Annotated in this window: 15 protein-coding genes and 1 pseudogene; 1 reads left to right on the top strand and 15 read right to left on the bottom strand. The window is 73.2% G+C overall.

Going from position 1 to position 26,217, the window contains the following annotated elements:
- Positions 1–107: 107 nt before the first annotated feature.
- From OHB56_RS06075 to mhpD, 14 genes and pseudogenes are all read right to left on the bottom strand, one after another.
- Positions 108–1,646, bottom strand: a complete 1,539-nt coding sequence (locus tag OHB56_RS06075) for a vWA domain-containing protein (RefSeq protein WP_406352051.1) — start codon at positions 1,644–1,646, stop codon at positions 108–110.
- The gene (locus OHB56_RS06080; RefSeq protein WP_406352052.1) at positions 1,643–4,645 is read right to left on the bottom strand and encodes a hypothetical protein; all 3,003 of its coding nucleotides are present in this window, start codon (positions 4,643–4,645) and stop codon (positions 1,643–1,645) included. The genes OHB56_RS06075 and OHB56_RS06080 overlap by 4 nt, the downstream gene beginning before the upstream one ends.
- Entirely contained in the window at positions 4,642–5,727 is a 1,086-nt protein-coding gene (locus tag OHB56_RS06085; RefSeq protein WP_326751323.1) for a hypothetical protein, read from the bottom strand. Before OHB56_RS06085 ends, OHB56_RS06080 begins: the two co-directional genes overlap by 4 nt.
- Positions 5,720–8,017 carry a hypothetical protein gene (locus OHB56_RS06090; RefSeq protein ID WP_406352053.1) on the bottom strand — a complete coding sequence of 766 codons (2,298 nt, stop codon included), beginning with the start codon at positions 8,015–8,017 and terminating at the stop codon, positions 5,720–5,722. Before OHB56_RS06090 ends, OHB56_RS06085 begins: the two co-directional genes overlap by 8 nt.
- A gap of 266 nt (positions 8,018–8,283) precedes the next feature.
- The gene (locus OHB56_RS06095; RefSeq protein WP_406352054.1) at positions 8,284–10,419 is read right to left on the bottom strand and encodes a protein kinase domain-containing protein; all 2,136 of its coding nucleotides are present in this window, start codon (positions 10,417–10,419) and stop codon (positions 8,284–8,286) included.
- Positions 10,420–10,422: 3 nt separating this feature from the next.
- The gene (locus OHB56_RS06100; protein ID WP_406352056.1) at positions 10,423–11,364 is read right to left on the bottom strand and encodes a hypothetical protein; all 942 of its coding nucleotides are present in this window, start codon (positions 11,362–11,364) and stop codon (positions 10,423–10,425) included.
- Between the two features lies 1 nt (position 11,365).
- Entirely contained in the window at positions 11,366–14,362 is a 2,997-nt protein-coding gene (locus OHB56_RS06105; RefSeq protein WP_406352058.1) for an SAV_2336 N-terminal domain-related protein, read from the bottom strand.
- Positions 14,363–14,366: 4 nt separating this feature from the next.
- Positions 14,367–15,551 (bottom strand): MoxR family ATPase, encoded by a 1,185-nt coding sequence (locus OHB56_RS06110; protein ID WP_326751328.1) that lies wholly within the window; start codon positions 15,549–15,551, stop codon positions 14,367–14,369.
- 96 nt (positions 15,552–15,647) lie between these two features.
- Positions 15,648–17,915, bottom strand: a complete 2,268-nt coding sequence (locus OHB56_RS06115) for a caspase family protein (protein ID WP_406352060.1) — start codon at positions 17,913–17,915, stop codon at positions 15,648–15,650.
- A 3-nt stretch (positions 17,916–17,918) separates the two neighbouring features.
- Positions 17,919–19,100, bottom strand: a complete 1,182-nt coding sequence (locus OHB56_RS06120; RefSeq protein ID WP_406352062.1) for a hypothetical protein — start codon at positions 19,098–19,100, stop codon at positions 17,919–17,921.
- Between the two features lie 250 nt (positions 19,101–19,350).
- Positions 19,351–19,871, bottom strand: a pseudogene (locus OHB56_RS06125) (ABC transporter ATP-binding protein); the annotation flags it as partial.
- A gap of 117 nt (positions 19,872–19,988) precedes the next feature.
- Positions 19,989–21,020, bottom strand: a complete 1,032-nt coding sequence (gene dmpG / locus OHB56_RS06130; protein ID WP_399803450.1) for a 4-hydroxy-2-oxovalerate aldolase — start codon at positions 21,018–21,020, stop codon at positions 19,989–19,991.
- Positions 21,017–22,003 (bottom strand): acetaldehyde dehydrogenase (acetylating), encoded by a 987-nt coding sequence (locus tag OHB56_RS06135; protein ID WP_406352065.1) that lies wholly within the window; start codon positions 22,001–22,003, stop codon positions 21,017–21,019. Before OHB56_RS06135 ends, dmpG begins: the two co-directional genes overlap by 4 nt.
- Positions 22,000–22,854 carry a 2-keto-4-pentenoate hydratase gene (gene mhpD, locus OHB56_RS06140; RefSeq protein WP_406352067.1) on the bottom strand — a complete coding sequence of 285 codons (855 nt, stop codon included), beginning with the start codon at positions 22,852–22,854 and terminating at the stop codon, positions 22,000–22,002. The genes OHB56_RS06135 and mhpD overlap by 4 nt, the downstream gene beginning before the upstream one ends.
- A gap of 149 nt (positions 22,855–23,003) precedes the next feature.
- Here mhpD and OHB56_RS06145 point away from each other — a divergent pair, with 149 nt between their 5' ends.
- Complete coding sequence (locus OHB56_RS06145) at positions 23,004–23,825, top strand: IclR family transcriptional regulator (RefSeq protein ID WP_079034571.1); 822 nt, start codon at positions 23,004–23,006, stop codon at positions 23,823–23,825.
- Between the two features lie 675 nt (positions 23,826–24,500).
- Here the strand turns inward: OHB56_RS06145 and OHB56_RS06150 are convergent.
- Positions 24,501–25,709 (bottom strand): MFS transporter, encoded by a 1,209-nt coding sequence (locus OHB56_RS06150; protein ID WP_406352069.1) that lies wholly within the window; start codon positions 25,707–25,709, stop codon positions 24,501–24,503.
- Between the last annotated feature and the right edge of the window lie 508 nt (positions 25,710–26,217).

A 26,217-nucleotide genomic window follows, 5' to 3' on the forward strand; every position in this document is an offset into this window, starting at 1 on the left:
GCCACCATTGATCCTCCAGGTGAGCAGCGGCAACGCGCCGCCCGGCGACGGGCCTCGCGGGAACCTCCGGGGAACGTCGCGGGTGGCCGCCGGGCGGTGGGCACCGGTCATCTCCGCTGCGCGGGCAGCGTCGCGTAGTGGAACTCGATACCGCACAGCAGCACGGTCTGCCCGGGCGAGCAGACGATCTCCCGTTCCGGCCGGTCGGCGGTGCGGCAGCGCAGCCGGATGGGCGGCTGCTCGCGGAGCGGGCCGGGGACGCTGCGGATCCTGACCGATCCGTCGCCGTCGAGGAGCGGGGAGAGGTCCACGGTGACCTCGCCGCGTCCTTGCAGAGGGATCCGCACGGGTTCCCTGGTGTCGACTCCCTCGGCGGACAGCGTGCCCCGGACCGGGCGGTACCGGCGCAGCAGCACGACGCCCGCCAGGACGAGGACGAGCAGGAGGACACCCAGTGCGGCGGCCCAGCGCACCGGGTCGACGGTGACCTGCGCCGTCCCCCGCACCGCCAGGGACTCTCCGGCCGGGGTGGTGGCCAGCCGGGCCTGCTGGTCGACGAACCGCTCCGAGGCCCGCGCCACCGGGGTGCTCACCCGGCCGTCGACGGACAGCTGCCAGGTCTCGGTGCGGGGCCCGCTCCCCCACCCCTTGCGCTGCGCGGTGGTGGAACTGAGCGTGACGTCGACGTCCCGGCTCTCCCCCGGCCGGAGGTCGACCGAGCGGGGCAGTCCGCCGGTCGGTTCGACGCCCTCGGGAAGCCCTTCGATCCGCAGGTCGGTGACGCGCACGGGCAGCGCGTCGGTGGTGGCCGTCAGCCGCAGGCGAAGGACCGATCCGGCCGGCACCGGCCCGTCGCCGGGCCTGTCCGGCCAGGAGACGGCCACGCCCTTGCCCTTGTCCCCGGTCACGGCCCGGGCGGCCTGGAGCAGACGGGTGTCGTCCTGAGCCGCCGTCATCGCCTCCCGGGTGCGGGATCCCGACGCGTCGAGCATGCGGTAGCTCGGGAACACCTTGGCCAGGACCTGCTCGACCTCGGCGCCGGGGGCCAGGGCGATGCCGTAGCCGGTCAGGGTGCGGTCGGCGGGCAGGCCCGAGGCCTGTTTGCGCAGGGCGGGCCAGCCGCTCGCGGTGAAGTCCCGGTACTTGACGTCGTCGGGCGCGTGCATCTGCGCGTCGGACAGCAGCAGTACGCCACCGACATCGGTACCGGCCCGTTGCAGTCCGTCCAGCGCCTGCTCGAAGGCGCGCCCGAAGTTGGACGCGGAACCCTCGGGGGTGGCGGGCAGCGCCTCGTCGAGTTCCGCGAGCGCCTCGTCGCGGGAGACCATGTCGCAGGCGCGCGCGCTCCCGCTGAAGGGGATCAGGCAGACCAGGTCCTCGGGGTGCAGGGACTCGAGGAACGCGGGAAGTACCGAACGGACCTTGTCGTACGAGCCGTTGTTCGCCATGGACTGCGAGGTGTCGACGACGATCGCGTAGCCCGCGCCGCGGGTGCCCACCACCGAGTCCAGGAACCGCTCCAGGTCGCCGGAGTCCGCGGCACGGGCGGGGGTGAGGGGGCTCAGCGCGGGCCCCAGGGTGAGGAAGGCGGTGGCCAGTGCCGCGGCGAGTGCGCGCCTGGCCGTCCGGGAACGGTCGTTGCTCATCGGGCGGTGCTCCCTCTGTTCCACTTCTTGGGCTTGCGTGGCGTTCCCGGTACCAGGTTCACGTGGGCCATCAGCCGTATCCAGCGCAGTTCACGCACCCGCGAGCGGCGTGCGCGCAGGTCCCGTTTCGCCTCCCGGAGCACCGGCCCGGCCTGCCATCCGCCGCCGCTGTGGCCGGAGGCCCGGCCGGCCATGACCAGGCGCCTGATTTCGTGCAGGATGTCCGCGGTGACGTCGATGCTGCACTGGTGCTCGGTGAGCAGCGCGCGTTCCAGATGACCGAAGAGTGCGGCGCGTTCCCCGTCCTGGGCCTTCTCCCACCAGCGGCCGGCCGCTTCGAGGGCTTGGCGGCCCGCGGCGGATTCCAGGTCGAGGGTGAAGGGCGCCCACATCGCCGCGACCTCCCGGGAGGAGCCGACGTGCGTCGCGGCTCGGGCGAGGTCTTCCAGAGAGCCGGGCCCGTCGCCCGTCCGGCCGGGGCCGCCGAGGACGGGCGGGCGTCCGTGGCCCGCGTGGGGGACGGTGGCCGCCGTGGCGGGGCGGGGACCCGTTCCGGTCGCGAGGCCTGTGCCGGGGTGCCGTTCCAGGGCGGCCTTCTGCACGGCCTGGCTCTCCTGCGCCTGGCGGGCGGCGCGCAGGTGGGCGTTGTGGGCGGCTTCGCGCTCGGAGAGCCGTTGTGCGTGGACGGCACGCTCCCGCTCCTGGGCGGCCTGCCGGCGCCGCCGTTCCTCGTCCCGGGCGGCGACGCGCCGGCGCAGGTTCGCGGCGGCCGCCTCGTGCGGCACCTGGAGGAGGGCCTCCAGGACGATGGACTCGCCCTCCTGGACCCAGGGTTCGTCGAGCACCGGTCCGGCGAGCTCGTCCACGAGCAACTCCAGGAAGGGTGCCAGGCTCCCGTCCCGGAAGATCTGGTGCAGGCTCCGTGCGTAGGCGAGGCACGCCTCCTCGCGCCACGGGGGCCCGACGGGAGGGAGGCCCACCAGGCAGCTCAGGACGTCGGTCGACGCCCTGCAGTGCCGCCACGCCTCCGGATCGGCGGCGAGCAGGTCCCGCAACGTACGCGCGTCCGGAAGGCCGAACGGGGCCACCAGGGCCACCGGGTCCGCGCGGTCGGCGGGAGCGGCCGGATTCGGGGAGCCCGGCGGGTGCCCCGGGGGCTTCGGGATCTCCGGCGTGTCCGGGGCGTCCGATGTCCCGGCCGAGGAGGGTTTCCGCGACCCGTCCCGGTTCCGGTTCCGGTTCAGGAAGGGAAGCCTGAAGGTGGCTCCGTCCTCGTCCGGGCGTCCGCCGTCCCTCGGCTCGGTGGCGATGGCGTACAACTGCGGCCACAGCCAGCCGACGGCCTCCGCCGCCCAGTCGGGCCGGCGCGCGCGGACGGTGGCGGTGAGCACATGAACGGCGTCCTCGGCGGTGGGACGCGGCTCCGCCCGGGACGCCCGCCTCGCCTCGCGCACCGACAGCACCGCCCAGGCACGCAGCCAGGCGGGGGCCTCGGGCGCGGCCGGCGCGAGCGGGGTCAGCCAGGCCACGAGCCGTGCGGGGTCGGCCGACACCCGCGCGAGCACCTCCAGGGTGAGCCGCCGCGTGTCCCGGAGCGCGCGCACCGCGCCGGCCCGGTCGTCGGCCACCCTGTCCGGGCCCAGCAGGAGCAGGCACTCGACCGCGCACCCCAGGCGCCGGCCGTCGGCCGGCTGTTCGGAGCCGGGCAGCAGCCGCAGTACCTCGGCCTCCTTCCGGCACTGTTCGACCAGCCGCCACAGCGCGTCCAGCCTGGCGCGGCACGAGGTGCTGTCCATCGCGTGCCGGGCGCCGCTCAGGACCACGTTGAGGAGGGCTTCCGCCATGAGGGCGGACACGCGCGGTCCGGTCCTCTCGTGCGTCCAGTGACGGTGCAGCGCCTCGTGCAGCTCCCGCCCCCCGGGTTCGACCGCGTAGGCGATCCCCCACTCGACGAGCCGCAGGAAGTCGTCGGAGTCCGTGTCCTCGCCGTCCGTCAGGCTGTTCAGCCCTTCGGCCACGACCCGGACGGACTGCTTCCCGGCCTCGACGGCGCTCACCGCCGCGCGGAACGGGTCCAGCCGGCCGAGGGCGCCGAGCAGCGCCCCGTGGTCGGCCGGTGCGACGGGCGCGTCGAGCCCGCGCAGTCCGGCGGTGACCGCGTCGAAGCCCACGACCTCGATCAGGCGGGAGAGCTGACGCCGGTAGTCCTCCGGAGGGCCGGCCGGCACCTGCGGCGGGGTGCCGAGCCGCACGCACCGGGCGGACGGCGTGTGCTCCGGTCCGAAGGCCAGTTGGGTGGGCGGTTTGTCACCCCCGTCGACGCAGCTGCCCACGCGCAGCCCGCTGCGTACCCCGTACGGCAGAAGGCCGACGACGGCGTCGAACACGGCCAGCCGGGCCCGCGCGCCGAGCCGGCCGCCGCCGGTGACGACGACGGGGTGGCCGCACAGCAGCAGTGCGGCCACGGACACGGCCCAGTCCACGGCTTCCTCCCACCGCTCTCCGGCGCCGGCGGTGTCGCCGTGCACATGGTCGGCGATGGTGTCCAGGCCTTCCGCCAGTCCCTGGCCGGCCTGTGGGGACACCTCCAGCAGGATGCTCTCGTCGTGCTCCGGCGGCAGCCGTACGGGGGTGACGGCGTCCCACAGGGTGGTGTACTCCACCCTCCGGCTCACCAGTTCGGTGGAGTCGATCAGCATGTAGCGGGTCGGGGTGACGGCCCGGTTCGCGCCGTCGCGCAGGGTGGAGGTCTCCATCACGGAGATGCCGGTCCACAACTGGTCGGAGAAGGGGAGACCCATCACGGAGATCCAGGGCAGCCGGTCCTGCACGGCCGCCGCGGCGGGCGGGTTGCCGAGGCTCGCCGCGATGATGTATTCGGAGAACATCGCGCGGCGGGGCGCTCCTCCGGTGCAGCGCATCACGTCGTACTCGGCCAGCGAGCCCGCTTTCTTGCCGTACCAGGCCCACAGCGCTTCCACGGTGAACGCGTCGTTCACGGACGGCCTCCGTTCCGCATGCCGAGCAGCAGGGTCACCAGCGGTTCCATGACGTTGTACGGGCTGAGCGGCCCCACGATGCGCTCGTTCCCGTCGACGACGTTGACGTTCCCGAAGCGCCGCAGGTCGACGGAGCCACCGGGCAGGGTGCCGAACCCGATCGCCGAGGAGGTGAAGAAGTGGAGGCGCGAGGGATGGAAGTTGGCGCGCAGGGTCTGTCCCACCAGGCGCATGGTGCTGCCGTGCAGGTCGTCGGCGAGCCAGTCGAAGAAGCCGGCGGGGTCGGACACCACGGGCACGCCGTTCGGCCCGAGGTCGGTCCAGCCGCCGCGCCGGGCCCGGTGGAAGATGTCGGGGTCGTCGAACTTGGTGAGGCAGACGGCGAGATGGTGCGGGAGGTAGGGGCCGTCCAGCCGGTTCTCCTGCATGCACAGCCGCGTGATCCGGGTCAGGGTGCCGTTGAGGAAGGCGAACGAGTCGTTGTTCCTCGCCTCGCGCACCGGGTCGAAGAGGTAGACGAGTCCCTGGGCCCTGGCCAGGTGATCGACGCTCCGGGCGGTGAGGCCGTCGCTCCTGAGATCTTCGTAGACGCCTCCGGGCACGTCGAGTACGTTCAGCTCGAACTCCATCCGGTTCGAAGGCCGTTTGCGCAGCAGGCGGCGCCTGCCGAGGGCGGTGCCGCTCAGGTCCCCGCGAAAGCGCCAGGCGTACGGGCGCACGGCCTGGGTGGCCGGGGGAAAGACCTTGTCGATCGCCAGTTTCTGGGCCGTCTCCACCAGGAACCGCTCCGACACGTCGTCGGACGGCACCACCTGCCACCGGCCGAAGGGACCGGACGGGTCGAGGGCGGCGAGGCGCAGGGCACCCAGGAACGTCGTCTTGCCGGAGGCCGGAGAACCCCAGACGCCGATCCGGGTCTCCCCCTCCCCCACCTGCGGTTCCGGAGTGAACTCGACCGGAGCGACGTACACCGGCTCGCTGCCGACGTAGTCGGCTTCTCCGTCCGCCGCGTTCCGCTCGTACGTCTTGCTCATCATTTCCGGCGGTGGGAACCGGGGCTCGTCCGGCTTGTTCTCATCCATGGTGCTCACTGTCCTTCTGACGGGGTGGTGCCGCCGACGAGTCGGTGCGCGCGCCGTGCCGGCGGGCCGTTCCGAGGGCCGCCGGTGCGGTGGCGGGGTCGGTCAGCAGCCCGGGGGCCTCGGCGGGGCCTCCCAGGGCACGGTCGACGCACGAGACGACGTCTTCGGGTGTGTGTGTCCCGAGGGTGAACAGGTGGTCGCGGCCGAGGTCGCGCCAGATGTGGCGGAGCCGCTCGCGGGTCTGGGGGCGCCAGCGTCCGGTGGTGTCCACGGCCGCCTGATCACGTACGCCGATGACGGTCAGGTCGGGACAGACCACCGTACGCAGCCGTCGCAGGGCTTCCTCGTAGTCGTACCGGTCGGGGCAGGGCAGGCTGAGGTCGGACTGCTGGCGGGCGGGGTGGGGCGGCCGGCGGGCCAGCACGAGCAGCAGGTGCCGGGCTCCGTCGCGCCAGTGCGGCCAGTGGGCGGCCGCGTGCAGGGCGTCCTCCAGCGGTGCGCCGTAGTCGTGTCGTACGGGCCGGACGGGGAACCGGCGGACGGCCTCGGCGGCGGCTTCGGCGGAGCCGGGGCCCCAGACGCTCAGCACGGAGTCGCCTTCCGGTCCCGCACGCACGGGCAGGACCTTGTGGTCCTCGTATCCGACGAGCCCGATCCGCAGGCCCGTCCGGGCCTCGGGACTCTCCCCGCCGGGGCGGCCCGCCCCGGGGTCCGGCGGACCGGTGGCGCCGAGCCGGCGGAGCACCGACCGCAGGAAGCGGACACGGCGCTCGGACTCGGCCTGGGTGCCGCCGAGTTCGAGCAGGAGCAGCACATCGACGGCGGCGGCTCGGGACGGCCGGGACGCGTTTGTGTCCGCGTCGGCGGCATGCGGCAGCGTCCGTCCGTCCCGGCTTTCGGCGAACAACTCCGGTTCTGTGAAACGGAGTTGCCCGTGACCGTCGAGGGCGACGGTCACGGTGGTCCGGTGTCCGGGCCGTACCCGCGCACGCCCCGTGTGCAGCACCGGCCAGTCCTCGGTCCGGATGCCCCTGGCCGTCACCAGGGGCAGTGCGAACACGCCGTCCCGCGTGCGGGCTTCGGCATAAGGGCGGGGAGTGGCGTCGGGATGCTCGTCCGTGTCCGCGTGATCCGCGTGCGTGCTCGCGTCCCCGATTCCGCCTTCGCCCGCTTCCGCCTCTGCCTCCGCCAGCAGTTCGACGGAGGCGAACAGTTCGCCTTCCTCCGGCAGCGTCGTACCGCCCGGGAAGAGGATGCGGGCACCGGTGTCCGTCCGCCGGCCCGGCGGGTCTTCCCGGGCGGGCCGGGTGAGCAGGGCGTAGCCGTGCCGCAGGGGAACCTGGCGGCAGACGCCGCGAACGATGTCGTCCAGGGTGCGCGGGTCGGAGGCGTCGAGGAACATCCGGGCCGCCGCTGGCGCCCTGGCCGTCAGTTCCTGCGCCGCGTGGCCCGGCCAGCGCCATCCGCGGGCCTGGACGACGAGGAGCAGCGGCACCGCGCGGCCCTGTGCGCGTGCGGCGTCGAGGGGGGCCAGCGCGGCGTCGAGGGCGTGGCGGACCGCGGGCTCCCACGCCTCGTCGGTGGCCCGGGGCACCCCGTGTGTTCCGTAGGGGGGTGTGAGGCCGATGCCGCCGGCCAGCAGGAAGGCGCGTTCCGCCGGCGACGCGGGCAGCCAGGGCGCGAGGTCCGGCCACCGCACGTCGTCGCCCGGGGAGTCGTGCGTCCATCCGGTCCCCTGCGGGCAGCGGCCCAGCTCCCGCAGGGTCAGTCCGGCGGTGGAGATCCCGAGGACGCAGACGGCGTCGTACTCGCCGGCCGTGAGCGCGGTGAGCAGGGACACGGCACCGGCGGGGCTGCCCGCGGCGGTGTCCCTGCGGCCCTCCGCGCCGAGCGGGTCGAGGATGCCGAACGGGTCGAACGGGTCGAGGGGACCGAAGGGGCGTGGACCGGGTACGGCCGTCGCGGGGGCGCGGCGGATCAGCGGGCCCAGCCGGAGGTCGACGGTGGCGCCCGGCGTCACTCCGCGGGAACGGCCGCCGGCCGCCAGGTACCGGGTCGCGAGGACGGCCGCGGACATGTCCCAGGACCAGCAGGCGGCGATCTCCGCGTCCCGTGCCGCCGAACCGGCGGCCGCCGTCGCCTCCGGCTCCCAGCCGCAGGCCCCGCACCGCCGTCCGGTACCGCCCGACCAGCAGACGGGGCAGTGTCCGGGTGGCCCGGCGGCGGTGTACCCGGCATCGGTGGACCGCGGCCGGCCGTGCTCGGGTCCGTCGCGGCGGACGCGCGTCACGGGCGGCGCCCACGGGGCGCGGAAAGGCCGTCGTTCATGGGTGCCGGCCCTGCTTCGGGCCATCTGTCGCTGTTCACGGTTCCCCCCTCGGACCGCAGTCCCCGCCGCTGCCCCGGACCGCGGAATCCCCGGTCACGGGCTGCGAACTGAGAACGCGTCAGCGATCGTATCGGGGCGCTTGCCCTGTTGTCCGAGGAAAAGGCAGAATCTCTCCTTCTCTTTCCTGAAATGCATACACCTCGCATGATGGGGCGATATTGCTGGATTCAGTCCGTGGCCGGACGGCGTCCCCCTCCGAGGACCAGCCGGCGTACCGCGCCGTCGAGTCCGACCGCGATCAGCCCGTCCTCGGCCGGACGCAGTCCCGAGACGGAAGGCAGTTCCCAGCGCCTCAGCAGGCGGCCGTCGCGGACGGCGAGCAGCCGGATCCCGTGCTGGTCGGCGACGCACACCGCCGAGCCGTCCACCAGGACGTCCAGAGCACGTGGCGCCGCCCCACCGGTCGCCGGCGCCGTCCACAGCGGGCGGCCGTCATCGGCGTCCAGCGCCGTGACCGAGCCCTCCGTGGTCGCCACCACGACAGCCCCGCCGCAGCCGGCGGCGGGGAGGTGCACGGTGCCGCCGGCCGGCGTCGCCCACACCGTCTCTCCCGTGGCACGGCACAGGGCGGTCACCGTGCCGTCCGCCCCCGGCACGACGACGGCGTCCTCCAGCGCCGTCACCCCCGCCGGACCGGCGGCCGGCGGACGCACGCCCCACAGCCGACTCCCGTCGTCCATCCGCCGGCACACCACCTGGCCGCGATCGGTGCGGTAGACCACGGTGCCGCCGGCGACCACCGCTCGTCCCGTCACGACTCCCGCGTCCTCGACGGTCCAGCCGCAGTCCCCGGAACGGAGGTCGAGGACGCGCACGCTCCGTCCCTCGGCGACGAAGAGCCGGTCCGGGTCGTCGCCGGGGGCGCCGGACCAGCCCACCGCGTGCACTCCCGCGGTGAACCGGTGCCGTGCGTGCTCGGGACCGGTCGCGGCCAGCCGGACATGGTGCACCGCTCCGTCGGCGGCGCCCAGAATCACCGCGTCCCGCGCCGGGATCAGTCCGCCCCGTACCGGTGCGCCGAGGTCCAGTCGCCACAGGGGCCGCCCGCTCCGGTACTCGACGCCGTACAGGACCCCGCCCGCCGTGGCGATCAGCACCATGTCCCCCATCAGCCAGGGGGGTACGCGCAACCAGTCGTGGCAGTGCCAGACCCAACGCTCGGCGGTGGCCGGTGCGGGCGTGGGCTCCGGCGCGGGCGCCGGGGCCCGCTCCGATGCGGGTGCGGGCGCGGGCTCCGGTACCGGCACGGGGGCCGGCGCGAACGCGGGCACGGTCGGCACGAGGCCGTCGTCCGTCCGGTTCCCCGGGCTCCACTGTTCCCTGCCCGTTTCCCGGCCCCGGGCCCGCCCTGCTCCCCGCTCCCCCGGCTCCTCCCGCGCCAGCCGGTCGGCGCGCGGCCCGATGAGGGCGCGCAGCGCGTCCATGTGGCGCTCGAACACATGCAGTGCCGCGGGCGGGTAGGGGACGCGGTCCGTGTCCGTCGCGCGGGCCAGCCCGGCGCGTACGTCGTCCATCGAGGGGCGCTCGGTGTCGGTGAACCGGAGGCACGCGGTGACGAGTTCACGCAGCGGTCCGTCGTGCAGACCGGTGATGTCCGGTGGCTCCGTCAGGGCGCGCAGCCGGATGTCGAACTGGTTGCGCCCGCTGTAGGGGGGATGTCCCGTCGCGGCGAAGAGCAGGGTCGCGGCGAAGGCGAAGACGTCGGCGGGCCCCTGGGCGCGGCCGAGACCGCTGGCCTGTTCGGGGGCGGCGTACTGGAAGCTGCCCATGGCGTCCGCGGTGACGGTCAGGCTGGGGTTGGCGACGAGGCGTACGAGGCTGAAGTCGATGATCCAGGGGCGGGTCGGGGTGACGAGTACATTGCTCGGTTTCAGGTCCCGGTGGTAGAGCCCGGCGCTGTGCAGGGCGGCCAGCGTGCCGGCCAGACGGCGGCCGAGGGCGAGCACCGTGGTCTCCGGCAGCGGGCCGGCGTCGTCGACCAGCCGTTGCAGCGAGGGACCCGGAACGTACCGGGTGGCCAGCCAGGGGCGGCGGGCGGCCGGGTCGGCGTCCAGGAGTTCGGGGATGCCTTCGCCGCCGGCCCGGTCGACGGCCTCGATCTCGCTGTGGAACCGGGGTCTGAGCCGCTCGGACTCGGCGACGTCGGTACGGATGAGTTTGACCGCGGCGAACCGCTCCCGGCCGCCCGGCTCCTCCTGCCCGAGGAACACCTCGCCGAATCCGCCCGCGCCGATGCGGGACAGCAACCGGAACCGTCCCAGCCGCCGGGGGTCCTCGCTCCTCAGGGCCTCCATCGAGGACATCGGTCAGCCCTCCCCGTGCGCGTCGGCCCGCCGGCCCGTCCGGTGGCGCGACCCGTCGTCGCCGGGGAACGAGGCAGGGGCGGTGCGCCGGGCGAGCGCGCGCAGCAGGCCGTCGGTGCCCAGCTCCTCCCGCAGCATCCGCAGCCGGGCCAGATGGGCGCGGGCCGGCGGGGAGACGGGTTCGGGCGGGGTGTCCTCGTCCACGACGCGCCGCCGGGGCGAGGACGCCTTGGTGTAGCAGATCCAGGGGGCGTCCGCGGTGGCGTCCGGAGCCCAGGTCGACGCGGTCAGCGTGGCCCGGTATCCGTAGGGCAGCAGGGAGACGACGGCGTCGATGACACCGATCCGGTCGAGGGCGAACCGGTCGCCCCGGGCCCGCAGGGCGAGTGGCGCCTCGAGCGCGACGGCGGCGGTGGCGGCCGCCCAGTCGAAGCCGGCCGCCTCCACCCGTCGTACGGTCCGCTCGACGGGGTCGGCCTGCGCCGTGAGCAGCACGGGCTGCGGCATCCCGCTCTCCGCTGCCTCACCGGGCAGCGGCACCGGCCGCACCGCGTTCCACAGGGGGACCAGTCCCATCCCGTGCCGGGCCAGGTCCTCGTAGGGCACCAGGAAGCAGCGGGTGGTGGCGGACCGCCGGCCGGAGGAGTCCCAGGTGGCCTCCGCGAAGCTGTTCCAGTCGGTCACGGAGACGGTGATCCACCTGCTGCCGGTGCTCTCCGCTCCGGCGCCGCAGACGCCGAAGGAGATCCAGGGCAGGACCTCACCGGGACGTCCCGCGGTGGACCAGGGAGGCGGGGTGCCGAACAGCGTGGCTCTGATCACGTGCTCGAACCAGGCCATCTCCGAGGGACCGTCACTGCACCGCAGGACACGGTAGTCACTGCTGTCCGCCGGCGGTTTCGACAGCACGGCCCAGCGCGCGCGCAGGCTGAGAGTGGGGGTCATGTCAGGTGCCTCCCGGCGCTCGTCCCAGGTCGATCAGCGGTTCCAGCACGTTCACCGGCCGGGCGGAGCCGCGCAGCACGGGCAGGCCGTCTTCGTCGTGGGTCCGGTTCGAGCAGTCGTCCAGGTTCAGCGTGCCGCCGGGAGTGCGGTGGAAGCCGATCGCCGACACCGCGTACCAGAGGACGTGGTCCGGGAGGAAGTACGTCTTCGTCAGCGCCCGCGCCCGCGCCACGTAGCCGGAATCGTCCGCCAGCCAGCCGATGTAGTCCTCCGCGTCGGCGGCGGGCACGCACGGATCGCCCTGCGCGTTCTGACCGACCCAGTTGCCGCGCCGGGCGTTCTGGAAGACCGAGGGCTCGTCGAACTTCGTGACGCAGAAGGCGACGCGGTGCGGCAGTCGTCCCCGTACCAGTCGGCGGTGTTTCTGGAACTCCTTCAGCAGTCGCTCCAGGTGGGGGGCGAGGAACTCGGCCTGGGGGCCGTTTCCGGTGGGGTCGACCAGGATCACCAGATGGCCGGCCCGGCCCAGGTGCGAGTCGAGGACGAGGTTGTTGCCGTAGTTCTTCCACTGGTACTCGCGGCCGCCGACGTCGCAGAAGTCCAGCGCGAAGTCGACCCGCTCCGGGCGTCGCCCCCGCGTGAGCTCGGCGCGGAAGACGTACGAGAAGGAGCTCCGGCCCATCGTCGCCTGCGGGAACCGGCGCGCGACCGCCAGCGCATAGGTCTGCTCCACGAGAAAGTGCTCGGCCCGTTCGCTCTCGGCGACGACGTTCCAGCGGCCCAGCTCCGGGGACGCGCCCGAGGCGGCGAGTCCCGCGGCCGCGAGGAAGGTCGTCTTGCCGCTGTGCGCGGCCCCGAGGACTGCGATCGTGTGTCTCCGCTGCCGTGCGGCGCCCTCTCCCGAACTGTGATCCGTGGGCTCCTCGGCCGGCTCGGGGCCGGCGGACACCGGTGCGAGGAGGGGCGTGCGGTCGGGTGCGACGGGGACCGGGGCTGCTTCGGGCACGGAGGCGGGGGCGGATTCCGGCGCGGGTGGCCCGGGGACGAGTGGCGGGAACCGCGCCGGGGACGGAGGCGGGGGCGGGGCGGAAGCCGGACGGCCGGGCGGGGCCGGGGAGTCGGCCGTCCGCGGCCCGGCCGCCGCGCCCCCGTGCGGCGGCCGGGCGGGGGCGAGGGCGCCCAGGACCGGCGGGGGCGGGGTGGTGTCGGCTTCGTCAGCAGGGTGGGCGAGCCCGTCCACGGCCTCCTCGATACGCCGCACCGCGTCTCCGTAAGCCGGGCCCATCCCTTTCAGGATGCGGACCGCGATCTCCGCGAACGGACGGGTCTCCGGGTCGATCTGGCCGATCAGCCGGCCGTCGCGCGGCGAGGCCAGCAGCGCGGGGAAGGCGAGCGCGGTGCGGCCCCGCATCCTCGCCACGTATCCGGACACGGTCTCGAAGACCCGTACCGCCTCGACCCGGTCCATGCTCTCCAGCAGGATCTGCCGGGTGTTTCCGGTGAACTCGTAGACGGGGTCGTCCGCCGGTGTCCCGGAGCCCTCCCGCGCGGGACGGGGACGCAGCAGACCGCTGAAGAAGACCTCCGCCAACGGGGCGGGGTCGTAGGGCTCCTGGCGCCAGTTGCTGGTGACCATGTGCGTCAGCCACATGGTGGACAGGCTCAGGGGGACCACGGCGAGGCTGCGCAGCAGCCTGCGGGCGCGTCGGCCTGCGACGGCGTCGAAGTCGTCGAGCAGTTCGCCGGCGTCGGCCGGGTCCGCGAGCGCGGCGTCGTCGGGGGCGGGCCCCGGAAGGGTGTCGGACGCCCGCTCCGAGCCGGCGTCCGTCGTGGACTCGGGCATGGTGGGGGGCCCGGTATCGGAGACGGAGGCGGAGGAATGATTGTTCCGCTTCTCTCCCGGCCCAGCAATGACGATCCAAGCCGAGGCGGACACGCTGCGGTCGTGCGCACCGGTGATCAGCGCGGCCCAGCGGTTCAGCGGTCCGGGCGCGAGGGGCACCACGGGGACCGCGTGCGGACGGCCGCCGGACGGGGGGCGGCCCTCGGGCCAGAGGTCCGCCGGGGACCAGCCGGCCGGTGTGAACCGCCGGGCGAGGCCGGTGAACCTCCTGGACCGGGCCCCTTGCGTCTCCGGGTGGAAGGTCACCGGCAGCGGGTCGATCCCGGTGCGCCCCCACAGGTAGCGGGGCAGCAGATGGACGATCACCACGGGGCCGTAGCGGGACAGCAGGTGGACCTGCTCGGCCATCCGCCCGTCGTGCCAGCCGGGGCCGACGCCGTCGGTGACCAGGGCGATCAGGCGTCTGCCGTCGGGCTCCAGCAGTGTGCGCAGGCTGCTGGACCCGCCGCCGGGAGTCGTCGGGAGGGTGCGGGCGGTCCGTGAGTCCAGCCGGCTCACGGTGATCGACCGGAAGACGCCGTACTGGGCCACGGCTCGGGCGAGTTCGCGCAGCATCGGTGTCCACAGCCGCATCGACGAGCCGGTGTCGCGCACGAGGGCGAGGTCGAAGTGCGGTTCCTCGGCGGGCTCGACCATCGGCACGACCATGCCGGTGGCCGCCGCCCACTCGGCCGTGGCCTCCTCGTCCACCGCGGTCCGTACGGGTGAGGGACTGGTACGGCGCAGCGGCCGAAGGGCGTTGCCCAACTCCAGGCGGCCGGGCAGCATCCGCGGTGGGAGGGGCGCGTCGACCAGAGCGGTGGTCTCTCCCGCTCCGGTGAGCAGGGGTTCGGCGCCCGGCAGCCACAGCGCCATGTCGGCGGCCCGGCCGCCGGACTCCGGGGACGTACGGCCCGGTGCCGACGGCGGACCGCCCGCCGGCGAGGCCGGGCCGTCCGGCGCCGGGTCCGCGGATCGCGGGCCGGGCCCCGGAGGGCGCGCCGTGGCCGCCCGGCCGGCCACGGGCAGGCGTGCGGCCAGCCAGGCGGTGTCGAGCACTTCGCTCAGTCCGACCCCCTCGCAGTTCAGCAGCGCCCGCGCGACCTCCGGATGCACCGCGTCACGCCCCGGAGAGCGAGTGGAACACCGCGTTCGTGATCGTCTCCAGGTCGTCCGGCCCCAACTGGGCCGTGAGCCTGAGGCGTACGGCGTTGATCAACTGGTCGGGTGAGAGCTGGCGGCCCTCGGCGGTCAGCCCTTTGTACTCCTTCAGGACGTCCGCGACCTGGGAGAGGTCCTTCATCTCGGGGACGTGCGCGCGGAGGATGTCGTGCAGACGCTCTCCCTCGGGGGGTTTGAGGGTGAGGAAGAGACAGCGGCGGCGGAAGGCCGGCGGAAACTCCCGGTCGCCGTTGCTGGTGAGGATCACGAGGGGGAACTGCGCGCACCGGACGCGGCCGTCGTGCACGGGCACCCGCTCGTTGCCGTCCCAGCTGAGCACACGGACCGGCGACTCGGCGACCCGGCGCAGCTCGGGGATCTCGTAGCCGCCGGTCTCGAAGACGTGCAGCAGGTCGTTGGGCAGGTCCACGTCGCTCTTGTCGATCTCGTCGATCAGCAGCACGCGGGGCCTGCGCCGGGGCAGCAGCGCGTCGCCCAGCGCGCCGAGCCTGACGTACTTCCCGATGTCCTCGTGCCGGTCGCCGTCCTCGTGCCGTCCGGTCTCCCGAGGGGTCCCGGCGCCCTTGTGGGTTCCGCTGTCCCGGTGGTCCTTCTCCCCCCGGTGCCTCCTCTGCTGCGGTGGCACGTTCTTGCGCAGGTTCATGTCGTGCAGACGGCCCAGGACGTCGTAGTCGTAGAGCCCTTCGCGCAGGGTGGACCTGCTGGTGATGCCCCACCGCAGGACGGGGCCCAGGGCCAGCTCCCGGGCGATGGAGGCGGCCAGGGTCGTCTTTCCGGTTCCGGGCGGGCCGGTGACCAGCAGGGGCCGGCGGAGTTGGATCGCGGCGTTCACGAGATCGTGCGCGTTCCGGTCTCCGCGATAGGCGACCGCCGCCTGCTCGTCCCACGATCCCGCTCCCCCGGTCCCGGGCGGCGGCACCGGGAGACTGCTGTGCAGGGGGTCCCGCGCGCGCAGCGCGGCCTCCTCCTCGGGGGGCACCAGCGCGTGCAGTCCGAAGGAGCGCCAGGGCGGTGGGTCGGGAATGCCCGGGAGCGCGCCCTCCCGGGTGCGGGGCTCGCCCCGGTGTCCGCGGTAGACCCACCAGTCGGGAACCGCCGGGGCGGCGACCGGCCCTTCCGTCATTGCTCGTCCCTTCCGTACGTCCGTCCTTGTGAACATCTGTCCATGCGGGGCCCGCAGTCCTCGCGGTCCCCCTCCCGGTGGGGGCCGTTCCTCCCGTCAGGGCGGGTTCAGGGGCCCGCGGACCAGAGGAGAACGACGCGGGTCGTCGAAGAGCACGACCATGTCCCGGAACACTTCGGCCTCGGTGCCGCCCGTTCTGCGCAGGTCGAAGACGATCTCGGGCAGGTCGTGCAGGGGACGGCCGTCGAGTCTGCGCATCAGGCTCTCCCGTACCAGCGCGCCGTCGCAGACCGCGCCGTCGTCACCGCCGCGCCGGCAGTCGTCGGCCGGGGACCGGGCCGGCCATATGGCCAGCAGGGCACCGTTGTTGAGGGCCGTGCCGACGAGATCGGCGTGCGCCCGGTCGGCCAGGGGGCGGGAGAGCACGATGCCGGCGCACGGGTCCGCCGCACCGTTCGCGCCGCCGTTGGCTCCCGCCGGAGCCGACGCGCTCCTGGCGCCGTTGGTTCCGTTGCCCGTGGTGTCCGTCTCGGTGCCGATGACCGCGTTCAGGGTGAAGGCGGTCTCCACGGTGCGGGCGTGCTGTTCGAACTCCGCTTCCCCGGTTCCGCAGGAAGAGGCACAGTCGGTCCACTGCAGTCGTGCCGCGGGGACGGAGTCCAGGAGGGAGGCCCTCCGCTGCCAGCTCAGCGTCTGCGGGCCTCCGTGGTGGCGCCAGCCGTCGCGCAGCACCACCGGCCCGCCGTCCCCCAGCAGCGGCGCCTTCCCGCTGGGTACCGAGAACCTCGGCAGTGCGTCGAAGCGGTGACCGAACAGGTCCCGGTCGACGATGAACTCCACCCAGGCTCCGTCGAGCGCGGACTGGACCTTGGTGTGGGCCTTGCCGTAGATCAGCTTGACGAGGCTGGGGAACTCCTCCTTGCGCCAGCTCTGCCTCGGCAGTCTGATCGGCCGGCGCTGGTGTCCTGTGTAGAACCACGCCTTGGCGCGGTAGCGCGGTCCCTCGGTGCTCTGCGGCTCACCCCGCTCGGCGGACGTCTCGCCGTGGCCGAGCTCGTCCTCCCGTTCCAGGTCTATGACCAGGTGCCCGCGCCGCCGCACGGGCGTGGGCGCGACGGACACGTCGGCCAGCGGTGGAAGGCCTTTGTCCGTGGCCCAGGACGCGTACCACCGGTGGATGCCGTCCCGCAGCCGCCCGATGCGGGCGAGGACGACGCAGAGGTCGGTGATGCAGTGGCTGCCGTCCGCGCGGTGGGGCAGTTCCGTCACCCGCACGGCTGTCTGCGGCAGGGTCAGGTCGTCGTCGGCGAGACGCGGGCCGTAGCGGTGCAGCCACTCCCACACCTCGCTCTCCTCCGCCGGAGTCAGGCAGGCCCGGCTCACCGTCCGGTGCAGCGTCTCGGCCTGGGTGACGGTGACCGCCGCACCCGGCAGAAAGTCGCGGTCCACCAGCAGGTCACCCCGGTGGCTGAGCCAGTAGTGGGTGGGGATCTGGCCGTACTCGGGATCCCCTTGCCGGTAGGCCGCGCGGAAGCGGGCCGCGAGGGCGACCGCGGTCTGCTCGATCCGTTCCAGATCCAGCCGGCCGGCGGACGGCAGTGTCTCCAGCGCGTCCAGGAGCCGGTCGGTGAACACTCCGCCCCGGCCCTCGTCGAAGAGGGCCTGCTCGCCGTGGCGGGCGCCGTAGAGCACCAGGCCCAGCCAGTCCGGGTGCGGGACGGCACCGGCGGCGATGGTCAGGGTCTGGCCGCCACCGCCGTCGCCGGGCCGGGCGGTGTCCGCCTCCCGGCAGGCGTCGATGACGAACAGTTGACGCCCGGGTCTGCGCGGACCTGCCATCCCGCGCGTCAGGTCCTCGAGCGCGAGGCGCCCGTTGTGCGGAAGGTACAGCAGGTGGTTGCCGTTCTCCCGGTTGATCCCGCCGTGCCCGATCCAGTAGAGGACGAAGGCGTCGTCCTCCCCGAGTTCCCCCACGGGGCTGGAGCCGGCCGGGCTGAAGAACTCGCCGATCGGAAGGAGGTCGGCCGATGCCAGGTCGGTTCGCACGTCGGTCCGTCCGGTGTCCGCGGTGGCCGCCCGCAGTCGCGCCGGCAACAGCTCGGTCAGTGGTTCGGCGGACGGTCGGCCGGACGGCGGGTCGGGCGGGGGTTCGGAGGGCGGGGCGGACGGCGCGTGGGCCGGGGGCCCGGACGGCGGGCCGGACAGGTGGTCGGTGTTGGTCAGGAAGGTGAGGGAGCACGGCTCGTCGACGTGGTTCACCAGCCAGGACGCGAAGCGGACGCCGGAGGCCAGGGAGCCGGGCATGGGTCGCAGCGACGAACCCTCGTACGTCTCCGGGCACACCACCAGAGCGCGTACGACCATCGGTCAGCACCCCTCGACGGCGGTGCGGACCGCGTCGTAGACGCGCGGTGTGGTCCAGTAGGCGCCGTGCGCCCGGGGGAACGGCTCACGGGTGTCGACCTCGACATCCGTGACCCGGCCGGCGAAGTGGTCGTCCGCGGGGAAGGCCAGGAGGTCCTCCTTGTCGACGACGTTGACCCAGCGGGCCCGGAAATGATCCGGCAGGGGGGCGTCGAGGCGGTGCGTCGCCAGTGCGTCCAGGCCGTACAGGTAAGGCACTTGGCTGCCCACGGTCACCAGCAGCCGTACCTGGGGCAGTGCGTGGGCGACCAGGCTCTCGAAGCAGGCGATTCCGCCGAGGCTGTGGCCGAGCAGGACCACGGGCCCGTCGATCTCCCGCACCCGCTCGGCCAGATAGGTCCGCAAGGGCTCGCCCCTGGCCTGGTAGAGCAGGATGTCGCCGAGCGCCGGTGTGGCACGGGTCAGCAGGGCGTCCCGGTGGCGCCGGACCACCGGACGGGCCATGTGCTGCGCCGTGGTCCAGGCGACGGCCCGGGCCCTGTCGCCGACGCCGAGGGCGGCCCCGCCCAGACGCCTCTCCATGGCACGCCACAGTGTGTCGCGTTCCTCGGCGGACACGAGAACGGGGCCTGAGTCCCGTTCCCGGAACCTGATGTACGCGGCGGTGACGGACCGTGCGACCAGGTCGTGCGACGCCCTTGCGGCGAGAAGGGGGAGGGCCGCGACGAATTCCTGGGCACGCAGCAATTCCGTGACGGCTGCACGGAATTGCTCGCCGGGTTCGCCTGCCGGGATCAATTCCCCGACTTCGGGATCGTCCGGCATGGCACCGATACGCGTCCTCAGCAGGTCCAGTGCCCTCGGTGAGGTGGCGGACGCGTCGCCGGGTGCCGCCAGGACCGCCGTCCGGATCTCGTAGAGCGGGTCGTCGTACAGCCGGGCCCATACCGCCCGTTCCGCATCCGACCAGGCCACTCCGTGTCCGTCGGGGGCCCAGGCAGGTACTGCGCCGTCCGGCGCGCCGGTCTCGTCCGCCGGGGTCACACCGAGGACGTCGCCCCAGGAGCACGTCTCCACCACGGCGTCCGGCAGTACTTTCCGGAAACCGTCCCCGATCCTGTCGAGCGCTTCCCGCTCACGCTTCGACCGAACTCCCGTTCCGTGAACGAACAGAATCGTCTTCATGTTTCTTCGCACTTGTCCCCCCACCCCGATGCCGCGGCCATGAACACCACGGCGGCGGCCAACGGTAGCGCGGCACAAGGAATTACCTCCGCATATTCCTTGAATTCGCCCCACACGGAGGACGAGTTGTCTTTTCGGAAAAACAACGGAACCCAACCGATCAGGAACGGACAGAGCGAAAGAACGTCCCGTCGGGGGTTCGCCCCCCGCGTGCGCACCGCCGTCCCCCGCCTTTCCCGGCCGGAATCCTTCAGGAGGGCGGGCTCGAGGCCGTCGTGGTGTCGGACCCGCGCAGGAAGCAGATGACCGGGTGGCCGGGATGCCGCGTCACCCCGGCGCGGACGCCGTGGACCTCCTCGATGAGGGCGGGGGTGAGCACGTCGGCGGGGTGGCCCTCGGCCACGGTGCGGCCGTCGCGCAGGACGAGGAGCCGGTCGCACTACATCGCGGCGAGGTTGAGGTCGTGCAGCGCGATCACCGTGGTGACCGGCAGACCGGCAGACCGGCGATCAGGTCGAGCAGGTCCAGCTGGTGCTGGATGTCGAGGTGGTTGGTCGGCTCGTCCAGCAGCAGTTCGCGCGGTTCCTGGGCGAGGGCGCGGGCGATCTGGGCCCGCTGGCGTTCGCCGCCGGAGAGGGTGTGCCACGACTGGGTGGCCCGGTCGGTCAGGCCGGTGCGTTCCAGGGCGGCGGTGACGGCCCGCTCGTCGGCGACGGACGCCGGGCTCCAGGCGCGGCGGTGCGGGATGCGGCCGAGTTCGCCGACGGTTCGCCGTCCGGTGCCGCCAAAGGCTGATCGCCCGTCTGCCCGGCGCGCCCCGCGGCCCGGCCCGGGGCGGGGCGGGTGCGCCGCCGCACCCGCCCCGGGCCGGCCGGCCAGGCCTGCGGGTCAGCCCGCCGGGGCCTGCGCCACGAGGTCGAGAGCGATGTCGGTGATCATGTCCTCCTGACCGCCGACCATCTTGCGGCGCCCGACCTCGACGAGGATCGCGCGGGTGTCGATGCCGTAGCGCTCGGAGGCCCGTTCGGCATGGCGCAGGAAGCTGGAGTACACGCCCGCGTAGCCGAGCGTCAGCGTCTCCCGGTCGACCTGCACCGTGCGGTCCTGCAGCGGCCGTACGAGATCGTCGGCCGCGTCCATGAGGGGGAACAGGTCGCAGCCGTGGTCCCAGCCCATGAGGTCGGCGACCGCGATGAACGCCTCCAGCGGGCAGTTGCCCGCCCCCGCGCCCTGACCCGCGAGCGAGGCGTCGACGCGGGTGACACCGTTCTCGACGGCGACCACGGTGTTGGCCACGCCGAGGGCGAGGTTGTGGTGGGCGTGGATGCCGAGTCCGGTGGCCGGGTCGAGGACGTCGCGGTAGGCCCTGACGCGGTCACGGACCCCGTCCATGGTGAGGCGGCCACCGGAGTCGGTGACGTAGACGCAGTGGGCTCCGTAGGACTCCATGAGCTTGGCCTGGCGGGCGAGTTCGGCCGGCTCGGCCATGTGGGACATCATCAGGAACCCCGCGACGTCCATACCCAGCTCGCGCGCCGCCGCGATGTGCTGGGCGGAGATGTCCGCCTCGGTGCAGTGCGTGGCGATCCGCACGGAGCGGATCCCCAGGGAGTGGGCCCGCTTGAGGTCGTGGACGGTGCCGATGCCGGGCAGCAGGAGCGTCGTGGGTATGGCGTGCCGCGTGGCGCCGGCCACCGCTTCGATCCACTCCCAGTCGGTGTGGGCGCCGACACCGTAGTTGATGCTGGAGCCGGCCAGGCCGTCACCGTGGGCGATCTCGATCGCGGCCACGCCGGCCGCGTCCAGCTCGGCGGCGATGGCGCGGGCCTGGTCGACGGTGTAGCGATGGCGGACGGCGTGCATGCCGTCCCGCAGTGTCACGTCCTGCACGTACAGGGCGGGCTGCTGCTGTGCGGTCATCGGGAGACCACCTCCGACGTGTGGTGGGCGGCCATGCGCTCCGCGGTACGCAGCGCGGCCGAGGTCATGATGTCGAGGTTGCCGGCGTAGGACGGCAGGTAGTGGGCGGCGCCCTCGACCTCGAGGAACACCGACACCCGTGTCGCGTCCGGGGTGCGGGAGCCGGCGGGGAGGAGGGAACGCAGCGGGTCGTCGGCGGCGACCCGGTCGAACTGCACGGCCTGCTTGAGGCGGTAGCCGGGGACGTAGCCCTGGACCCGGGCGACCATCTCCTCGACCGAGTTCTTCACCGCGGTGTCGTCGCACTCGCCCACCAGGCAGTGGACGGTGTCGCGCATGATGAGCGCGGGTTCGGCGGGGTTGAGGATGATGATGGCCTTGCCGCGGGCCGCGCCGCCGACCTGTTCGATGGCGGACGACGTGGTCTCGGTGAACTCGTCGATGTTGGCCCGGGTGCCCGGCCCGGCCGAGCGGGACGCGATGGACGCGACGATCTCGCCGTAGTGCACGGGCGTGACCGCCCCCACCGCCGCGACGACGGGAATGGTGGCCTGGCCGCCGCAGGTGACCATGTTGACGTTGGCGGCGTCGAGGTGGGCTGCGCCGTTGACCGGCGGCACCACGTAGGGGCCCAGTGCGGCGGGGGTGAGGTCGACGAGTGTGCGGCCCAGGGGGCGCAGGACGTCCTCGTGGTGGCGGTGGGCCCCGGCCGAGGTGGCGTCGAAGACGATGTCGATGTCGGCGAACTCGTCCATCCTCACCAGCCCCTCCACCCCTTCGTGGGTGGTGGCGACCTTGAGGCGGCGCGCGCGTGCCAGGCCGTCGGAGTCCGGGTCGATGCCCGCCATGGCGGTGATCTCCAGGCTCTCGGAGAGCCGCAGCACCTTGATCATCAGATCGGTGCCGATGTTGCCGGAGCCGATGACCGCTACTTTGGTCCGCCGTGCGGGGGCCGTGCTCGTCGTGGAGGCCGTGCTCGTCACTGCTGTACTCCCTCGTCCGGGGTGTCCGGGGTGTCGGTGGTGTCCGGTGCGAACGAGACCTGTACGGAGCCGAGCCCGGTGATGTGGGCGTCGAAGCGGTCGCCGGGAGCGGCCACGACCATGGGTCCCAGGGCACCGGTGAGGACGATGTCCCCCGCGCGCAGCGGATCTCCGGCGGAGGCGAGTACGTCCGCCAGCCAGACGGCGGCGTTAAGCGGGCCGCCCAGGCAGTCGCGCCCCGAGCCGCTGGACACCTCCTCCTCGTTGCGCAGCAGCGTCATCCGCACGTCCCTCAGGTTCACCGCGGTCAGCGGCACAGGGGTGCCGCCGAGAACGAAGAGGCCCGAGGAGGCGTTGTCGCAGACCGTGTCGACGATGGAGATGTCCCAGCCGCTGATGCGGCTGTCGACGATCTCCAGAGCGGGCAGGGCGAAGTCCACCGCGCGCAGTACGTCGGCGACCGTGGGCCCGACGAAGGGGAGATCGGCGCCGAGGACGAGTGCCACTTCGGCCTCGACCTTGGGTTGGAGCAGCCTCCCGGCAGGGACCGTTCCGCCGTCGGGGACGGCCATGTCGGACAGCAGGGCCCCGAAGTCCGGCTGGTCGACCCCGAGTTGCTTCTGCACGGCCGGCGAGGTGAGGCCGATCTTGCGGCCCACGATCCTGCGGCCGTCGGTGAGGCTGCGCCGCACGTTGAGACGCTGCACCTCGTAGGCGGTGCCGAGGTCGCCGGCGCCGAGAAGCGTGCGCACAGGCGGACATGTCACGCCTGTTTGCGCGGCCTGCTTCAGGATGTCGGCCGCCTTCAGGATGGAACCGGGCGGCGGGTCGTACAGGGGAGGCGTGGTCATGTTGCCCTCGGGGGTGCGTCGGAAGGGTGGTTCCGGAGGTTCGGGAGGTTCGGGACCGGAGTCCGGCGGGTGCTGAGGTTCCGGTATAGACAGGGGGGCGCAACTCTGACAATCATTGTTCCGTGACACGGAACAATGACCAGGGCAACATGCTGGACAAAGCGGTATCCATCCTGAATTGCTTCGACAGCGTCGGCGGCTCGTTCCGGCTCACGGAACTCTCGGACCGTACGGGGCTGCCGAAGGCCACGGTGCACCGGCTGACCGCGGACCTGGTCCGCCTCAAGCTGATGGAGAAGGAGGGCAACGCCTACCGTCTCGGCGGCCGGCTCTTCGAACTGGGCAGTCTGGTTCCGCGCCGGCACGGCCTGCGGGAGACGGCCCTGCCCTTCCTCCAGGATCTCTACGAAGCCACCCACGAGACGGTGCACCTCGGCGTGCGCGAAGGGCGGGAGGTGGTCTATCTGGAGCGCATCCACGGCCACGACCGGCTGCCGCTGCCCTCACGGGTGGGCGGGCGACTCCCGCTGAGCTGCACCGGCGTGGGCAAGGCACTGCTGGCCTTCTCCAGCCCCGAGCTGGTGGACACGGTGCTGGGCGAGACTCCCCTGCCGCAGCTCACCCGCTACTCGACCTCCGACCCCGACCGGCTGCGGACCGCCATCGAGCAGGCACACGTCTCCGGTCTGGCGTACGAGGAGCAGGAGGCCGCCCTCGGAGTGAGCTGCATCGCCGCTCCCGTCTTCGACGGCAGCGGTACGGCGGTCGCCGCTCTGTCCGTCGCCGTACCGCGCGCCCGTTTCCAGCCGGCGCAGCTCGCCCCCGCCGTCCGCACCGCGGCGCTGGGCCTGTCCCGCGCACTGCGTGCCGACAGCGCGGAACGACGGCCGTCCGTACAGCACACGCTCATGGCCCTGCACGCCGAGGCCGGCCGGGACGACGGTCGCCGGGGGGCATCACGTCCTGGATGACCCGGTAAGGGACCCGCACGACGACCGTATGCCCGGAACGCAGCATGTCCTGTTGCGCATGTGCCTGGTCCTGACGGTCCTCCCGGCGATCGCCTGCCGACGGACGGACGGCGGGAACGGCCCGCCGGCCCGCCGCCGCAGAGGAGGACTGTCAAGCCCGGCCGAGGGCGGCCGCGAGGCCGGTCAGGTGCTCCGGCACCGGCCGAGGGTGAGGAGCCCGTTGCCCGCACCGGCCGGTTCGCCGGCTGCGGGAGTGAGCGCGGTGTGGGCGCCTCGCATGCTGTCCCGGTCGCCGAGGGGGAGGGCCGCCCGGGCGGTGAGGCACCACAGGACTTCCTGGAGGAGATCGCGCGGCGGGTCGAGGGCCTCGCGCAGGGCCTCGGCGCCTCGGCACGGCGGACCTGTTCGATCAGCACGAGAGGTCGGATCCAGGGAGCGTACGGTCCCGGCCGACGGTCCCCTCGAAGTCCAGGGGCAGGACGTGCCGCAGACGCGGGCCCAGCAGCGCCAACGGCGGCAGACCGCGGGCGAGGCCGGGCGTGCCGCAGCCGTCCAGCAGGGCTGCGGCATGCCCGGCAGGCCGCCTCCACCTCGGGTACCGGTGCCCGGACACCGGGGCCGGGCCCACCCGCGCTCCTGACGGGCCCGGCCCCGGTTCGCCCTCTTCTCAGGTCGTCACGTGACCGTACGCGTCTCCTGCTCGTGCACGGCCGACCCTTCCATGATCACCTCGGAGCGTCGGTCGCCCCGGTCCATCAGGCCACCCGTGAAGGCCAGGCCGAGGCCGGCCAGGGCAAGAGCCGCACCGGCCAGGCTGGGCGCGGCCCAGCCCCAGCCGGCCGAGATGACCAGGCCGCCGATCCATGCCCCGCCCGCGTTGGCCAGGTTGAACGCGGAGTGGTTGGAGGCCGCCGCCATCGTCGGAGCGTTCTTGGCCTTGGCCATGAGCAGCATCTGGACGGGCGTGGTGATGAGAGAGCCCATCGCACCGATCACGGTGATCGTCACCAGGGCGGGCACGAGGCTGTGCACGGTGAAGTAGAACGTCACCAGTGCCACGGCGAGCAAAGCCAGGCCCGCGTACAGCGTCGGCCGCAGGGCACGGTCCGTGAGCGGGCCGGCGATCAACGTGCCGAGCGTCATGCCGACGCCGTAGAGCGCGAGGACCAGAGTGGTCGATGAGTCGGACATGCCCGTCAGGTTCGTCAGCATCGGCACCAGGTAGCTGTAGACGGCGAAGAACCCGCCGAAGCCGACCACGGCGACGGCCATGCCGATCGCGACCTGCCTGTTGCCCATGGCCCGCAGCTCGGTCCGGATGCCGGACTGCCGGCCCCGTGGCTGGTGGGGGACGAAGCAGGCCAGCATGAGGAGGGCGACGAGTCCGATGGCGGTGACCGCCCAGTAGGCGGACCGCCAGCCCAGCTGCTGCCCGAGGGCCGTGCTGGCCGGGACTCCGACGATGTTGGCGACGGTGAGGCCGAGGAACATCTTCGAAACGGCACGCGCCGCACGCCCCGGGGCGACCAGTCGTGAGGCGACGACGGCGCCCACGCCGAACAGCGCTCCGTGCGGCAGGCCCGCCAGGAACCGCGCGGCGAAGAGCAGACCGAAGTCGGGAGCGAGCGCGGACGCCGCGTTGCCGACCACGAACAGTCCCGACAGGAGCAGCAGCAGCCGCTTGTGGGGGATGCGCGCACCGATGCCCGTCAGCAGGGGCGCGCCGACGACGACACCGAGCGCGTAGGCGGAGACGAGGTTGCCGGCGTGCGGCACGGACACGCCGACCCCGTCGGCGATCTGGGGCAGCAGCCCCATCGTGGCGAACTCGGTCGTGCCTATGCCGAACGCGACGACAGCCAGGGCCAGCAGAGCCAGCGGCATGGTGCGAAAAACCTTTCGAAGACAAGGAGCCGGGAGCGGGGGGACGATACCGGGCCCGGCCCCGAGGGGCGTCGCCGGTCCGGTGGCCCGAACAGCGGCGGGCCGGTCGCGTCGAGCATCGACCGTACGTTTCTGGACGGCCTGCCGGACCCATTTCGCGGACGGTCTGCGTGACCGCGCGGAGCGGGAAGCGTGGGGGTCGAGGCGGTACGGGTCCCGCTACGGGGTTCTGTTGCGGTGACGGGCGCGGCGCGTCCCTGCCGAGTCGTGCCGTGCCGGCACCGTCTCGTCGCGCGAGACCGCTGAATCCGGCAAGGAAGCGGTGGGGGACGTACGGAGTTCCATGGTTCGTGACTCTCGGAGAGTGCGGCGACCGCCCGAGACGGGGCGAACCTGCGGGACGAGCTGAGGAGGCGCGGGCCTCGACGGTGAGGCAGGCCACCAAGGACCGTAACACCGATTCGATCTATATATCGATTCGCCGTGAAGCGGGAGAAGAACCCTGCGT

It is taken from the genome of Streptomyces sp. NBC_01635 (assembly GCF_045209715.1).
Taxonomy (GTDB): Bacteria; Actinomycetota; Actinomycetes; order Streptomycetales; family Streptomycetaceae; genus Streptomyces; species Streptomyces hirsutus.